Origin of the sequence: Bariatricus sp. SGI.019, from assembly GCF_050315235.1 — a bacterium.
Lineage (GTDB): Bacteria > Bacillota > Clostridia > Lachnospirales > Lachnospiraceae > JAFBIX01.
Genome location: NZ_JBNPOQ010000006.1, coordinates 97,822 through 113,040, shown reverse-complemented (window position 1 = coordinate 113,040; position 15,219 = coordinate 97,822). Strand labels below are relative to the sequence as shown.

The window sequence follows — 15,219 nt, the reverse complement described above, 5'->3', positions numbered from 1 at the left end:
CATTGCGGAGTCCTTCGCTAAGAATCCATAACCGAAAAAGAAGCAGATATTTTGTGACCAGGCTGATTCACCCCGAAATCTTGATGATTTCGAGGCTCAGCAGTCTTCTCAGATTTGGCTTGAGGCCAAATCTTCGCACAAAATATCTGCTTCTTTTCCTATGGTTCTGCAAACCGGGATTTACTTTATCGCCACAATTACTGAAAACTTATGGTATGAGTATACGCATCTTACTTCCGAATAATTGCTTCTTCGCAACATCTCTACCTCTTTCTCAACAGAACACTCTCTGTCTAATTTCCTGCGATCTTTCCACAATTCAATATCCCTGTCGGTTAATTCACTTTCCGTCAATTGTTTTTCCCAATACAGATCAAACCAGCGATTCATTTTTTCAGATCCGGCGCAGAACTGGTCGTAATTTACAAATACCCCGCCTTTCGGTAACTTGTCAAAAATCCTCTGAAACAATTTTTCTTTTTGATTGTCTTCAAGGTGGTGGACCGATAATGCTGAAATAACAGCATCAAATTCTCCCTCCGGCAATTTCTCGGTATAATCACAGATTACATGCCGTATGCTACTAATACCGGGAAATTCATCGCATTTCTTTCTTATCAATCAAACAATGTTAACTGTCTACCTACTTCTTTATCTTCAAATTGATGCATATATTCAAATATTTTTTCTGTTCTCCATTCTATTCCTGCATCACTGCATTCCTGACGCACCAGCTTCATCAACTCTTTTCCTCTTGGCACAGGCAATTCATATGCATTACCATATGTTTTTATATATCGTTCTTTCATTCCTGAGAAATGCTGATCCAGCTTCTGATAGAAGTACTGCCGGTTCCCATCTCTCAATGTTAAACCAATTCCAAAAGTCATGATCCCATATACTTCCGCTTTCCTGCATGCACTAAGAATGCTTCGGATATTCTCCTCTGTATCATTAATGAACGGCAGAATCGGTGTCATCCATACAATTGTCGGAATGCCTTCCTCACGTAGAATATTCAACACTTCAATTCTTCGCGATGTCGTACAGACATGGGGCTCTAATATCTGGCAGAGCCTTTCATCAAAAGTCGTCAATGTCATCTGCACCACGCATTTTGTTTTCTGATTAATTCTCTTCATAATATCCAGATCTCGCAGGAGCATGTCTGATTTAGTCTGGATTGCAAGCCCGTATCCATATTCATCAATTATCTCCAGACACCGTCTTGTCAGGCAAAGCTCTTTCTCCAGATGAAGATATGGATCACTCATGGCTCCTGTCCCTATCATACACTTTTTCCTTTTTCTGCGAAGGGCCTGTTCTAAAAGTTCCGGTGCATTCACCTTTACAGCAATGTCTTCAAACGCATGATCCATCTGATAACAGGTACTTCTGGCATCGCAATAGATGCAGCCATGAGTACACCCTCTGTATATGTTCATCCCATTCTGGGCAGAAAGGATTCCTTTTGCCTTCACTTCATGCATATTTTTCTCCTTTTCTCTCACATGGACGTGGTCTGTTACGTTTTGCATGGTGGGCTCTGCATTCATTGCATCTTCCGTGACGGATGCACTTTGTTTTGGGGCATGGACAGTTTGCATTTATTTCCATTCTGTATTCCATCGGTATATACTGAATGTCTCCATCGTTCTGCATCTTTCCTGTAATCACAAAACCTAGTTTCCTATGACTTAATCTCTTAATTTTCATCAGCTGACCACTGCTCCTTTGTGATATATGTGAAATGTTCTGTCCGAATATCCCCCATCAATTCACAGTGTTTATTCTCTTCTGTATGATGGTAGATAAATCCGCACTTTTCCTGACAACGTCTTGACCTCTCATTGCCTTCATAATAACCACACCACATTGCCTTACATCCCAGGTCTTCAAAAGCATGCCGCTGTAATCTTTTTACTGCTTCAGGAATGTAACCATTTCCCCAGAAAGGAACTCCAATCCAATATCCTACTTCGATCTCATCTTCTGCGGCAACTGTATGGGACTGCATTGGTGGTATAAGACCAATGCTGCCAATTGCTTTATTATCTTCCTTCAGGCACACAGCATATGTCTCTGGCGCCGATAAGACAGTTCTTATTATATCAAGGCTGTTTTCAACACTGGTATGGACCGGCCATCCTGCAATTGGACCAACTCTGGGATCTTTTGCATACTCATACAAACTCTCGGCATCTGTATCCTTCCAGGGACGTAAGATTAATCTTTCTGTTATTAATTCCACACTTCCACTTCCTTCCCCTATGATTCAGCCTCTCCAGATCAATGACAGGACAATTTCCTGTACCCCTTTACCTGGATAAACTTTGTTCTATGACATCCAGCTTCTTAAAATCCACAAAATCCACTTGCTTTCCATAAGTCTCAATCATCGCTCTGACTTCTGCATTCTTTTTATCCTCCGGGAGATTCTTAGCCTTTGTGTAAAGCAGCTTCATCATTGTCTTATGCGGGAAACTCAACTTACTATAATCAATTCCGCCTCTTAAGTGATATATTTCCGCCTTCTCATACACTTCAGCAGAAAGCTGGTTTTGTAAGGCATTGCGTATATTATTAATATTCTCTGCATCTTCTACATCCGCAAGACCGACTGTAACAATAACGAATCTTTTATACGCTGTCTTGCAAATTGCCGGCAGTGTCTCCTTTAATCCTTTTACTCCACCTGCATATAACCCGCCAAGGTAAACGATGACCTCACAATCTTTTGGTATATCAGCCTTATCATAAGAAGTCGCCGGAATATCCGTCTTTTTAGACAATTCCTCTGCATACCTTCTGGCTGTTCCATAGTTTGATCCATATATAATGATAGCTTTTGACATCTCATCCACTCCTACTTTCATTTTTCTCTTAATCTCAATCTATAAGCTAATCGTCCTCTTAACAATATTGTAACAGATATGCGCTTCCAGAGATATCACACCAATACAGATGTTTGTGTCAATTTTATAGATATTTTGTTGATATTATCTGGTCTGTTGCTCAAAATGTGCGCCGATGAAATAATCATTTACTTCGATTCACAATCAGAATTCCACTGCAGACAAGAATCAAAGCTAACAGTCCTTTCAAAGTAAATGCCTGATTTTTTTCACCTAACAATATAGCCGAAAGAATCACTCCGAACATGGGATTGCTGAATCCAAATACTGCCACTTTACCGACCGGATTATATTTCAGCAGAAGGCTCCATAAGGAATATGCAACTGAGGATATAAGACCTAAATATCCTATTAATAAAGTCGAAGCCGGTGTGAAACCTGTTACGCTTCCGCCATTCAGCAATCCAATCAAAGTCAAAACAATCCCTCCAAGAAGGAATTGATAACCGCAGAGCGTGAAAGTCTCTTCTTTTTCCGAATACTGCTTTATTAACACGGAAGAAAGTGCCGCTGCGAATGCCGATACGAACATCGCCCCTTCTCCGGTTAAAGACACCTGAAGATCTAATCCTCCACCTTCCAGATTAATAAAAATAACACCTATGAATCCAAGCAGGCATCCGACGAACTTATGAATTGACAATTTCTCAGAAAAAACAAGCGCTGACAGAAAAATCGCAATAAAGACATTGGATGCAGTTATAATAGAAGCTTTTACTCCCGATGTATGTGCCAGTCCCATATAAAAAAACACATATTGCAAAACCGTCTGAACAGACCCAAGTTTTATTACCATCGGCCACGAAGATTTCCTTGGATAAAGGAATTCTCTCTTTATGAAACTTCCTATCAAGATGACCATAATTCCTGCCAGTGTAAATCGATAACCGGCAAATAACAGTTGGGACATTGCATCTGCATCCGATATTTGAAAAAGGCGATATCCAATCTTAATACTCGGGAATGCACTTCCCCAAAGGAAACAACAAATCAGTGCAAATATGCAGACCAAATAGGGCTTTGTAAATATTTGTGACGTATCATTCCATTTTTTCATTTTCATTAACTCTCTCTTTGATATATTTTGATTATAAATCACGATCGAAGTATCTTTCCACCTTCTCTCGATTCTCATACAAAACGCAACCACCAACATGATCATCCAACAATGTTCCATTGCTTTGTAATTCCCTGAATAGACCAGAGTGCAATGCATCTTTTAAAGATGTGTCTCTTACATTCACATCCGAATATGGAGAAAATGGACATGGTTCTGCTCCTCCATGAGAATTGATATGGAAAAATCCTCTTCCTGCCGCAATACAGCCGCCGGATGATTTTTCATCTCCAGGGAAAGACAAAAAAATCATATCCTGATACTTTTCTCTGATTTCTACAAGACGCTGATTCATATACTCCCGTTCTGCATCTCCCGGCGCTAACTCCTTAAGCTCCGGTGTCATCGGCACAAATTCTACAAAAAATAAAGCTTTACAATCTCGTTCTTCCAGTTTTTTTATAAATGCATCAGACGTTACCTCTTCCAGATTATCTTTTGTAACCGTTACAGAAGAACCAAACAGCAGTTTCTCTTTCTGCATTTCTTCCATGGCAGTAAGAACCTTCTCATATACACCTTCCCCTCTTCTGGCATCCGTCTGTTTTTCTCTACCTTCAATGCTGAATATTGGAACCAGATTCCTGCATTTTTTTAACATTCTGAAGTATGTATCATTCATAAGTGTTCCGTTTGTAAAAATCGGAAACAAAATGTTCTGTCTGTCTCCTGCCTTCTCTATAACATCCCGTCGAATCATCGGTTCTCCACCTGCCAGAAGGATAAAGCTGATTCCCATCTCTTCTGCCTGTTCAAAAATATGATCCCATTCCTGCGCAGAAAGCTGCTCTTCCGGCTCTACATCTGCACACGAATGAACCGCCCGGGCATAGCAGCCTGCACAATGCAGATTACAACTGCTTGTAATACTGGCAATCAGAAAAGCAGGAATATGTTCTCCTTCCTTTTCAGACATCGCACGTTTTCTGGATGCTGCTTTCGCCGCCACTGCAAACCTGGTCATAAAAATACTCTGTGCCGGATTAGTCAAAGTAACTTTTACTGCATTTTTCATGATATTTTCAACACCAGCTGTCATATATTCCTGTAGATCCATCTTTCCTTCCATCTTTATGTTCCTCCACTTCCTAATCCTTCTTCCGATAGATTCGGAAAAATTCTTCTATCTGTTTATCAAGTATTTCAAGAGCTTCTTCCTTGTGTTCCGGTTGATTATTGTACATGGACAATAGTAAATAAATTGGAGAATAGAAATTGAGCGCCGCTGCTTTTGTATCTCCCCGATAGAATACGCCCTGTTCCATCATCTCCTCAAACAACCTTTCCTGATAGGAAATCGCATTTTCCATAAATATCTTCCTGAATATCGTATAGATCTTGGGATTTGTATACTGCTCCATATGGGCAATCCTCCAGAACTTGGAAATATATGGATCTGTAAGATAAAAGACAAATACCTCCCTCGAAAGGTTCTTGAGTCCTTCAAGATCCAATTTTTCATAAAACACAGAAGCGGATGTATATCCGTTATCGTACTGAGGCATTCCCAATGTCTCCGAAAGACCTGATATATGTTCCAAAATCAGCTCCACAATAGAATCAAAGATCTCCTGCTTACTCTTAAAATGGTTATATAACGAAGCATCTTTAATCCCGACTGCATCGGCAATATTCTTTACACTTGTTCCTTTATAACCCTTTTCTGCAAAGAGGGTTAAGGCTTCTTCCGTAATCCTTTCCTTAGTTGTCAAGTATTCTACATAAGTTTTTAGTATATCATCTTAGAAGAAATTTTTCCACCTCACTAATATCCAAGTTTGTGAAACAGTTTTTCTACATCTGATACTTCATATTTTTTCATATCTTAATCCCCGTATTATATCAATAGATATTGAAATATATTGAACAAATATCCAACCACAATAATGCCACCTGTACAAATTCCAACAAACAAGCCTAATAATCTTGGTTTTACCGCCTTTTTAAGCATAATGATGGAAGGAAGGCTAAGTGTCGTAACCGCCATCATAAAACTAAGAATTGTTCCAAGCTGAGCTCCTTTTGCCAGTAATGCTTCTGCAACCGGGATTGTTCCAAATATATCTGCATACATTGGAACACCAACTAACACAGCCAGAATGACTCCAAATGGATTATTACTTCCAAGAACAGTCTGAATGATATGTTCCGGTATCCAGTTATGGATCACGGCACCGACTCCCACACCTACAAGAATATATGGAAATACTTTCCGAAATGTGTCGGTCATCTGCTCTTTTGCATAAGTCAATCGGTCCTTAACTGTTAAATCCGGTGCTTCAATGTCTACTGCACTTGCAGTACGGATAAATTCTTCCACATATTTTTCCATGCGCATTTTTTCAATTAATGTACCACCAATAACAGCAATAATCAGTCCTACAATCACATAAACAACAGCAACCTTTGCCCCAAAAATGCTCATAAGAAGTACTAAACTTCCCAGATCGACCATTGGTGAAGAGATCAAAAAGGAAAAAGTAACTCCTAAAGGAAGTCCTGCACTTGTAAAACCAATAAATAACGGAATCGAAGAACAAGAACAAAATGGTGTTACTGTTCCAAGAAGCGCAGCAATCATATTCGCCCCTATTCCATGAAAGCGCCCCAGAATTCTCTTACTTCGTTCCGGCGGAAAATAACTTTGAATGTAAGAAATTACAAAAATCAAAAAGCACAATAACACAGTAATCTTAATTACATCATAGATGAAAAACTGTACACTGCCACCTGCCTTTGTTGAAACATCTACTCCTATCGCAAATAAACTGTTACGAATCACCACATTTAGCCATTTCATTCCCAATACCTGATCTTGAATAAATAGCCCTATCGTTTTTATAGCTTCCATTATTTCCTCTGCCATTTATTTCATCTCACATTCCTCAATTTTATAATCAGCCTATTTTTTACTCAATAAATATTCTCTCATTACAAGTGCAATGTCTTGTGCACAACATTTACCGCTAGGATTCAACTCAGAACATTTACAACTGCAACACGCACCTGTCATTCTTTTGATATCAGCAAGTGTTTTTGCTCCTTGATCCATAGCTGCAATTATCTCTCCCTTAGTCACATTATCGCAATAGCATATAAGTTCGTTATTTTCCATAATCTACTCCATTTCTTATCCTATATAGTATCACTTGAACCATAAGTATTAGTAAATTCAGATTGTAAAAATCCTTATTTCATTATCTTTGCCAATTCATCAGGCTTAGCAACTCTGCCTGATACTACTAATTTCCCATCAATCATCACTGACGGTGATGTCATAACCCCCAGTTTTACAATTTCCATTAAGTCTTCTATTTTTTCAACCTCAGCAACACATCCGGTTATCTTTAAAGCCTCTTGTACATTTGCATAGAGCCTATCACATTTTTCACATCCTGTACCAATTACTTTGATATTCATTGTTTCCTCCTAATTTCGCAACTTCATTTCTAAACCAACCTTATCTTCCCACGCCGCAAATATTTTCTTAATAATCGCCGGACCAATTTTAGATATGAATACCAACTGTGATTTTTCACAACTGTCACATTCTTTGAAATCAATCTTACTGCCCACAACATCTACCTGACTCCAGCCTTGTCCTTCGATTTTGAAAAATCCTTTGATGCGATAAACATATGGAATCATTTCATTCAAAAACGAAACAAGCACATCCTTTTTGATTTCACCTTCAAAGTCCATAAACAGTGTTTTCGGCTTTGTCTCTTCTGAATTCGTGGTTTCTTCTCCTTCTGCCCATTGATAAAGAAGTAAGTCTTCCCTTAAAAATCCATAATCCAGTTCCCCCATATTGCTGATTTCAATTTTGCAAACCGGATTAATTTCTCTGATTTTCTTCCTGAGTTCCTGAATTCTGTCATTATCAACAAGATCTGATTTTGTAATAACAGACAGATGACAATGCTTTAACTGACGATACACTGTCTCCAGATCATCCAATTGCTCCATAAAATTCACAGCATCAATCAAACAGATAACTCCTTTAAAATCATATTCTTTCCCCGAAACTGCCTGTGCTGCCTGAAGTATCTCCTCCACATTAGATGGATCTCCGAGACCGGAACTTTCCACAAATAAATATTCAAAATCCTGTTGTGCCATTTCACTCAGTGCATTTACGAAGTTAAGTTTCAGGCAAGAACAGAAAATCGAACCTCTGTTAATCTCCACCATCTGAATATCATCATTACGCAGAATAGTTCCATCTATTCCCAATTTTCCAAATTCATTCTGAATAATTCCTACCCTGTGTCCTTTTAATTGTTCTAGAATTTTCAAAAGAACCGTTGTTTTTCCTGCACCCAGAAAACCTGTCACTACATATAATTGTGTGTTTGCAGATTCCATTCTTTTTCCTCCTTACATTCATACATTCAAATCTTTCTATTTATTTTATATTTTTTTACCGGCATAAAGCCGGTTATTATCTATTTATTACAATCACAATCTACAATTTTCTGAAATTCATCTGGCACCATTAACTTGCCTATCACTTTATAAATTTCATTCATTTTTTCCAAATTCAAAGAGTAATGCATCCACTTTCCTTCTTTTCGTGAGATAACAACTCCTACATCACAAAGCAGTTTCATATCATGAGATAAAGTCGGCTGTGTAATCTGAAATTCTTCTTGTATTTTACACGCACATAATTCTCCATTAGACAACATATCAATGATCTTAAGTCTCTTTGGATCAGAAAAAACTTTAAAAATTTTCGAATACTGTATATAATCTATATCCATAATCTTTTCCCTTTTTTAATACATCGAACATCTTCTATGTATGATCATAATATTACTTACAAAGATATTTGTCAATACAAATATAGAATTTTTTCAATTTGATATTGACCTGTTCTAAATAAGGGCATATAATAACAAATAGAAATATTTCTATGATTAAGTAAGGGGTAAGCAATTTGGAACAAAGATATAAAGAATTAGGTAAGATTTTAAAAGCCATTTCAGATCCTAAACGTCTAAAAATTGTTGACATGTTATCATGTGGAGAATTGTGTGCATGCAAAATTCTGGAAGAATTCCATATCACTCAGCCTACGTTGTCTCATGATATGAGAGTATTGATTGAGGCAAATATTATAACGGATCGAAGAGATGGAAAAAATACTTACTACTCCCTGAACAAAGAACAATTGGATTCATTTTACCAGACTCTCGGACACATTTTTTCAGACAAGGCTGACTGTATATGCCATAAAATCAGTCATTGTGATTGCGATTGAAGCCGATGCTTTTTTTAAGAAACAATCAGCATCGGTTTTCATATGATCATCAAATAGAATAATTTCTATAATTCAATTTGAGGAGGAATGAATATGATAAAAGAAGAAAAAAATACAGATATTAATTTTTTCCAGCGATTCCTGACAGTGTGGGGATTCCTATGCATGATTGTTGGTGTCCTGCTAGGACATTTTGCTCCTGCACTTCCGACACTTTTGAACAAATTTGAATATGCCCGGATTTCTATCCCAATGGCTATACTTATCTGGGTTATGATCTATCCAATGATGCTGAAAGTAGATTTTCAGAGCATACAAAATGTCGGCAAAAATCCAAAAGGTCTATTTGTCACATGGATTGTCAACTGGCTTGTTAAGCCATTTACCATGTATGGATTTGCATCCTTGTTCTTTTTTATAATTTTTAAAGGATTTATCACACCAGAACTGGCAACCGAGTATCTGGCAGGAGCAGTTTTGCTCGGAGCGGCACCTTGTACTGCTATGGTCTTTGTATGGAGTACACTGACACATGGAAATCCGGCTTACACAGTCGTTCAAGTGGCAACAAATGATCTGATTATTTTGATTGCTTTTGTTCCTATTGTAAAGTTCTTGTTAGGTGTATCGAACGTAACAGTTCCTTTTGATACGTTAATCCTCAGTGTTGTGTTATTTGTAGTTATTCCACTAGCTGGAGGTATCCTCACCCGGATATTGATAACAAAAAACAAAGGTAAAGACTATTTTGAAAATATATTTATCCACAAATTTGATTCAGCAACAACCATTGGATTATTACTCACACTCATATTGATTTTTATGGGTCAGAGCGAAGTGATACTTGAAAATCCATTTCATATCGTGCTGATTGCAATACCACTGATTTTACAGACATTTTTCATTTTCTTTATTGCCTATGGAGCCTGCAAGTTACTGAAACTACCACATAACATAGCATCTCCAGCCGGAATGATTGGAGCATCCAATTTCTTTGAATTGGCGGTTGCAGTCGCTGTTGCATTGTTTGGTACAACCAGCCCTGCCGCACTCGCCACAACAGTCGGCGTATTGACAGAAGTTCCTGTAATGTTAACTCTGGTAAAAATTGCAAACAATACTACGCACTGGTTTCCCCAAAAGTAATCTTATGTTTATGGTTTCGCATGAATCACCGGTATTGGAACGCTTCGCAAGTATTCCATCAGGCAGATTGTACCTTTTAAGACGGCATCTGTAATCATCGGCAGTGTCTGGTTTTTATATCATGCCCCTGTGATTCTTTTTTCGAACTATAACAAGGGAAACATCCCCTATTCTTTGCTATGCTTCTTTCTCATGGTAATGGGATTTACGATTACAGCAAATTATCTATGTATAAAAGCACCGAGTTTTTGGCCCGCAGTATTGATTCATGCCAGTCATAATGTATTTGTGCAGTCTGTGCAGTCAATTTTTGATTCTATAACAGTAACCGGAAAATATACAAATTTTTTTACCTCCGAGTTTGGAATAGGGCTTGCAGTCGCATATATAGGAGCAGCAATCGCAGGACTCCTCATCCTCCATATGAAGGAATATTATCATAAATAATAATCAGAGGTTATTCATTAACTTTGTCAAGATTTTTCCATCCATAACGAACAATTGAGATGATCATTGAGCCTTCACTGAAAATCTCATCTAGAATTCCTGCCCATGAACCAACTATGATATCGTATATGATCCACAGAGGAGAATTTACAAACATACCTGCAATTCGTATTTTGCGTGCGTTATATGTATATCCTCCGATGGTTGATGCAATATTTGCTGCAACTGGCAAGAGAGATATCCACCCTGACCAAGTAATAATAAGTGCTGCAATCTGCAATGTACAAATAATCATGCACATTTTTTTGCTACGTGCGAATTCTATCTTACTTCCAAGACAAAATGAACGGAAAGTATTTAAAATATAGCTTATTCCGCCTGTAATCGCTCCTAATAAAAGAAGGTGAGTGGTATAGCACAAATATGATAAAAACTGCACTCTAAACAAATTCTTGTTGCTTTTACATTGGAAAGACATAAAAAACAGCATCGTACCAGCCAGTCCAATCGCCTGTATCCCCACATTACTTTCCATCTGCCGTTTCTCCTTCCGATTAGTTGTTCCAGTTTTTCACAAAATAATCTCATTTGCTCTTATGAAATATTATAATTCAATCCTATATTTTCATCAACATATTAAACAACTCAGAGCAATTGATCCGCCAACTTTTCAAAAATCTCGGACAGACCATACTGTTTCATTTTAATCTCGTTTCTCATATCACTCTTTTCTCCACCTTTCTTCCAATCATTTTCTTATATTATCACTGAACGAAAAAAACAGGTCTCCATCTGAATTCTTCCATTTTCTTCAATAATCGTCTTCAGCTTTGCTTCTACATCTGCATCATATTTTTTGTTTGCAAAGATACGGTAATACATATTCAGATTATATCCGCTGAAGGAGCGAAGCCCCTCTTCTGCCATGATGAGATAATTATATCTTGTAAATCCCAGATCATAGTCTCCAATCGCTGCAATCTCCAATTGTTTCCGACACTTCTCGCCACCGTCCCAGGTTACGACATCGATAACATCTCCTATGCTCAGGTCCGGATACCAGTGGAGCAGATTCTTATCTATGATTACTTTATTTCCACTCTTTAGCTCCTCGTAAGTGGCATTTCCTTCTATGATACCATCTTCCAGTAACTCTTTCCCGCTTTCAGGAACTCCGAGCATTCCTTCTCTGTTGCCATCAAATGCATCCGATTCCGCATCATTTCCCAGATAACATTCCACAGAATCGATTCCGTCAATCTGTAAAATCTGTTCTCTTAATTCTTCCGTAAGCGGATTGTTTTGCTGCACCTGACTCCACTCCAGTTCCGGATGCTCTTTGTCGTTGTTATCTATGATCGGAGCAATCTGATATTCTCCCATGACTGAATGATCTGCCGCTTCATTTGGATCGGCGCATGACAATACCGTTGCAACCACCATACATAATAATCCTGTAATGGCCATAGAACAGATCGTAATCAAGCTCTTTTTCTTATTACCCGCAAGATAAATCATGGCAAGACGAGTGACGGTAATATCAGAGTATCCTTTTCTGATTTTTTTCTTTGTCTGTTCACTCCGGTATCGCATAGCTTCCACTTCAGAGACCTTCGCAGCGATTCCCATAGGGCGAAGTAGTGACAGGAAAACCGTAAGCATCGCAACTCCGATTGCGAGCAGATAGATCCACGGGACAATCAGCTTAATTTCTCCTCTTTGAATCAGTTCCTGAATCGTAGACATCATCATATTCTCATTCTGGTACAGCTTGAAAATACATCCAAATACGTATCGGACTAACAGAGAACCCGTCAAAAGTCCGAGTGGAACTGCGATTGCGGCAACAAGAAATCCTTCCAGCAAAACGATTCTTCTCAACTGTCCTGTCGTTGCACCGATTGCTTTTATCTTTCCCAACTGCTTCTATTCCATGTACGTGTTTCAGACTAAAAATTACACGATTTAATTCTTCTATAGTAGAATCCTTTACAATTCCGTACTCCAGTTCTTTGGAAATTCGTTCATTTACCAACACACGTGTGTCATAGTCAGGCACAACAACCTCAATTCCTTTTTGAACGAAGGCATTTCTTAAAAAATCTTTCTCCATTGTAAAGATTGTCCCCAGAAGCCCAACACGATGATAACCTCTTGAATAAGCATATTCTGCTACTGTCTCCAGAATACCTCCTTCTCTGCTATACCATATTTTACAAAAATATTTTAATTGTGTATAGGTAATTATTCCATCCATATGTGTCAATTCTTCAGATATCATTTTTTACTTCTTATTTTGGACAGTAAAGAGGAAAACAAATCTCTACTTTTGCTCCACCGTTTTTTTTCGAATTTGTGAGTAATATTCTTCCACCATGAGTTTGGGCTATTGATTTTGCAGAAAATAGTCCAATGCCATAATGCACACCGCCGCTTCTGCTTGCATCATCCATAAAAAACTGTTCTGTTCCGTGCAGCAGTGCTTCTTTTGTAAAACCACTGCCGGTATCTTCCACTGTAAATATTAACTCTCCACTCTGCTCTTCGATATAAATATTTATTATTCCGCCTTTCGGTGTATGTTCTGCTGCATTTTTAATAATATTCATAACAGCCCTTACAACCTGGTCGTAAACAATATTTGCTGTTTCACTGATATATTGTTCTTCCCAGTTAATTTTCAGATTAAAAACTTCAGAGAGGCCTAATGTTTGTTTTTTGATGTCACCAAGTACATCTTCTGTCCTTATTTTTTCGAATCTATATTGATAACCATCTACGGACTTTGTTACTTCTATTATTGTCTGTACATAGTTTTGTATCTGCAATACACTGCTCGTGATATAATCCATATATTTTTTCTGTTCTTCTGTCATTTCCATTTCAGAAAGAAGTTCTGCATTGCCTCTTATGACCGTAAGCGGGGTTTTTATGTCATGCGCCAATGCAGACATTTGTCTGTTTTTTTCCTGCTCCGTCTTCCATTGTCGTTCCAGGGAATCCTTCAATGCATTTCTCATCTCATCTATAGATGACAGGCAATCATCAATCTCTTTCACCCCGGAATAAGACACCTCATATTCAAGATTCTGATTCTTGATTCTCTCTACCGCATTCATGACCGGTTGCATTTTTCGTTTCATCTTTTTTCCGAAGCTTAGAGATGGTAACAATATCATTGTAATTCCGCTCAGAATAACTATGATCGTCATCAGATTCTGTGGTTCGATAAAATGTTCTCTGAGAAACGCAGACTGATACTGTGGTGTCAGGCTGTACTGCAGAACAACAGATTCGTCCGGACGCGGAATCACCTTATAAAAATAGTCTCCTGATGCGGTTCCATGATTTGCAACGTTCCACGCAATTTTCACCGAATCTTCCGCCATATTTCCTCCAAGTACCTCGCCGTCCTCAGAAAAAATGACATAACGGCAAAGAACCGGTATCATCTCCTCCGTCACTTCATCTGCATTCTGAATCGTATCATAAGCTTCATTGATCTTTCTTTCTGCGTAATTAGCCGGATAAATACCTCCCAGGTTCACAAGAATATTAAATATAAGAGCTGTACATATCCCCAAAGTTAACAAAAGTCCAAGCATAGCCAGTACATACCTCAGAAAGATTCCACTAAGTGTACTGCTTCTTCTCTTTTCTACTCTTCCCATTTATATCCAATCCCCCAGACTGTTTTGATCGGCATGCAAGGAAATTCTGAGAGCTTTGTTCTTATATTTTTAATATGAGTCGTAATTGTACTTTCATTGCTCTCGCTGTCAAATCCAAATACCTGCTCCAGAATCTGTTCTTTTGAAAAAACCTGTCCACGGTTTCTTGCAAGAAACTCACAGATTTCATACTCCGCCTTTGTAAGCGGAATTTCCTTATCATCAACCATCATCTGTTTGAAAGATAAATGAAAGCAGACATGCCCAACGACCATTCTGACAGAATGTTCCCGGTGTTCTCTCCTAAGATGCGCAGCAACTCTCGCCCGAAGTTCCATAACCCCAAAGGGCTTACAGATATAGTCATCTGCTCCCAATGACAAACCATTTACCAGACTGCTTTCTTCTGTCTTTGCTGTAAGAAACAAAATGGGGCAGTCAACAAGCTGCCTGATTCTTGAACACAATACGAATCCGTCCATTCCGGGCATCATAATATCCAGCAAAATCAGATCATAAAGATTCACTTTTTCCATATTTATCTCAAGCGGGTTGCTTACTTTTGTGACCAGATGTCCATCCTTATTTAGAATTGTTCCTATCATATCAAGGATTGCTGTATCATCATCAACTACTAATATTTTCGCCATATTATCC

21 protein-coding genes are annotated in these 15,219 nt (G+C 38.3%); 3 read left to right on the top strand and 18 right to left on the bottom strand.

Going from position 1 to position 15,219, the window contains the following annotated elements; genetic code table 11:
- Positions 1-180: 180 nt before the first annotated feature.
- The 13 genes from ACQRD1_RS05375 to ACQRD1_RS05315 form a co-directional block, all read right to left on the bottom strand.
- Complete coding sequence (locus ACQRD1_RS05375; protein ID WP_235233079.1) at positions 181-621, bottom strand: class I SAM-dependent methyltransferase; 441 nt, start codon at positions 619-621, stop codon at positions 181-183.
- Positions 618-1,490 carry an SPL family radical SAM protein gene (locus tag ACQRD1_RS05370; RefSeq protein WP_235233078.1) on the bottom strand — a complete coding sequence of 291 codons (873 nt, stop codon included), beginning with the start codon at positions 1,488-1,490 and terminating at the stop codon, positions 618-620. Before ACQRD1_RS05370 ends, ACQRD1_RS05375 begins: the two co-directional genes overlap by 4 nt.
- Complete coding sequence (locus ACQRD1_RS05365) at positions 1,483-1,716, bottom strand: hypothetical protein (protein ID WP_235233077.1); 234 nt, start codon at positions 1,714-1,716, stop codon at positions 1,483-1,485. The genes ACQRD1_RS05370 and ACQRD1_RS05365 overlap by 8 nt, the downstream gene beginning before the upstream one ends.
- Complete coding sequence (locus tag ACQRD1_RS05360; RefSeq protein WP_235233076.1) at positions 1,706-2,251, bottom strand: GNAT family N-acetyltransferase; 546 nt, start codon at positions 2,249-2,251, stop codon at positions 1,706-1,708. Before ACQRD1_RS05360 ends, ACQRD1_RS05365 begins: the two co-directional genes overlap by 11 nt.
- 67 nt (positions 2,252-2,318) lie before the next feature.
- Positions 2,319-2,855 carry a flavodoxin domain-containing protein gene (locus ACQRD1_RS05355; RefSeq protein WP_235233075.1) on the bottom strand — a complete coding sequence of 179 codons (537 nt, stop codon included), beginning with the start codon at positions 2,853-2,855 and terminating at the stop codon, positions 2,319-2,321.
- 184 nt (positions 2,856-3,039) lie between these two features.
- Complete coding sequence (locus ACQRD1_RS05350) at positions 3,040-3,978, bottom strand: DMT family transporter (RefSeq protein ID WP_328282606.1); 939 nt, start codon at positions 3,976-3,978, stop codon at positions 3,040-3,042.
- A gap of 25 nt (positions 3,979-4,003) precedes the next feature.
- On the bottom strand, positions 4,004-5,101 hold the full coding sequence (locus ACQRD1_RS05345) for a radical SAM protein (RefSeq protein WP_235233074.1): 1,098 nt from the start codon (positions 5,099-5,101) through the stop codon (positions 4,004-4,006).
- Positions 5,102-5,120: 19 nt separating this feature from the next.
- Positions 5,121-5,744, bottom strand: a complete 624-nt coding sequence (locus ACQRD1_RS05340) for a TetR/AcrR family transcriptional regulator (RefSeq protein ID WP_328282605.1) — start codon at positions 5,742-5,744, stop codon at positions 5,121-5,123.
- 125 nt (positions 5,745-5,869) lie between these two features.
- Complete coding sequence (locus tag ACQRD1_RS05335; protein WP_235233120.1) at positions 5,870-6,883, bottom strand: permease; 1,014 nt, start codon at positions 6,881-6,883, stop codon at positions 5,870-5,872.
- Between the two features lie 51 nt (positions 6,884-6,934).
- Positions 6,935-7,147 (bottom strand): (2Fe-2S)-binding protein, encoded by a 213-nt coding sequence (locus tag ACQRD1_RS05330; RefSeq protein ID WP_235233073.1) that lies wholly within the window; start codon positions 7,145-7,147, stop codon positions 6,935-6,937.
- Between the two features lie 74 nt (positions 7,148-7,221).
- Positions 7,222-7,452 carry a thioredoxin family protein gene (locus ACQRD1_RS05325; protein WP_235233072.1) on the bottom strand — a complete coding sequence of 77 codons (231 nt, stop codon included), beginning with the start codon at positions 7,450-7,452 and terminating at the stop codon, positions 7,222-7,224.
- 9 nt (positions 7,453-7,461) lie between these two features.
- Positions 7,462-8,400, bottom strand: coding sequence for a CobW family GTP-binding protein (locus ACQRD1_RS05320; RefSeq protein ID WP_427786996.1), 939 nt, complete (start codon positions 8,398-8,400; stop codon positions 7,462-7,464).
- A gap of 80 nt (positions 8,401-8,480) precedes the next feature.
- Positions 8,481-8,798 (bottom strand): ArsR/SmtB family transcription factor, encoded by a 318-nt coding sequence (locus ACQRD1_RS05315; RefSeq protein WP_235233070.1) that lies wholly within the window; start codon positions 8,796-8,798, stop codon positions 8,481-8,483.
- A gap of 176 nt (positions 8,799-8,974) precedes the next feature.
- On the opposite strand from ACQRD1_RS05315, the gene ACQRD1_RS05310 reads away from it, so the two are divergent.
- The 3 genes from ACQRD1_RS05310 (at position 8,975) to ACQRD1_RS05300 (ending at position 10,891) form a co-directional block, all read left to right on the top strand.
- Complete coding sequence (locus ACQRD1_RS05310) at positions 8,975-9,298, top strand: ArsR/SmtB family transcription factor (protein WP_235233069.1); 324 nt, start codon at positions 8,975-8,977, stop codon at positions 9,296-9,298.
- Between the two features lie 93 nt (positions 9,299-9,391).
- Positions 9,392-10,444, top strand: coding sequence for an ACR3 family arsenite efflux transporter (gene arsB / locus ACQRD1_RS05305; protein ID WP_235233068.1), 1,053 nt, complete (start codon positions 9,392-9,394; stop codon positions 10,442-10,444).
- A gap of 24 nt (positions 10,445-10,468) precedes the next feature.
- Positions 10,469-10,891: a CPBP family glutamic-type intramembrane protease gene (locus tag ACQRD1_RS05300; protein WP_420370575.1), complete on the top strand. Its 423-nt coding sequence runs from the start codon at positions 10,469-10,471 to the stop codon at positions 10,889-10,891.
- Between the two features lie 10 nt (positions 10,892-10,901).
- On the opposite strand, the gene ACQRD1_RS05295 is transcribed toward ACQRD1_RS05300, so the two are convergent.
- The 5 genes from ACQRD1_RS05295 to ACQRD1_RS05275 form a co-directional block, all read right to left on the bottom strand.
- A complete protein-coding gene (locus tag ACQRD1_RS05295; RefSeq protein WP_235233067.1) occupies positions 10,902-11,426 on the bottom strand; it encodes a YgjV family protein in 525 nt (174 codons plus the stop codon).
- Between the two features lie 221 nt (positions 11,427-11,647).
- Entirely contained in the window at positions 11,648-12,757 is a 1,110-nt protein-coding gene (locus tag ACQRD1_RS05290) for a hypothetical protein (RefSeq protein WP_235233119.1), read from the bottom strand.
- Positions 12,648-13,172: an aspartate/glutamate racemase family protein gene (locus ACQRD1_RS05285; RefSeq protein WP_235233066.1), complete on the bottom strand. Its 525-nt coding sequence runs from the start codon at positions 13,170-13,172 to the stop codon at positions 12,648-12,650. Before ACQRD1_RS05285 ends, ACQRD1_RS05290 begins: the two co-directional genes overlap by 110 nt.
- Before the next feature lie 10 nt (positions 13,173-13,182).
- On the bottom strand, positions 13,183-14,562 hold the full coding sequence (locus ACQRD1_RS05280) for a sensor histidine kinase (protein WP_235233065.1): 1,380 nt from the start codon (positions 14,560-14,562) through the stop codon (positions 13,183-13,185).
- Complete coding sequence (locus ACQRD1_RS05275) at positions 14,550-15,212, bottom strand: response regulator transcription factor (protein ID WP_235233064.1); 663 nt, start codon at positions 15,210-15,212, stop codon at positions 14,550-14,552. The genes ACQRD1_RS05280 and ACQRD1_RS05275 overlap by 13 nt, the downstream gene beginning before the upstream one ends.
- Positions 15,213-15,219 lie beyond the last annotated feature (7 nt).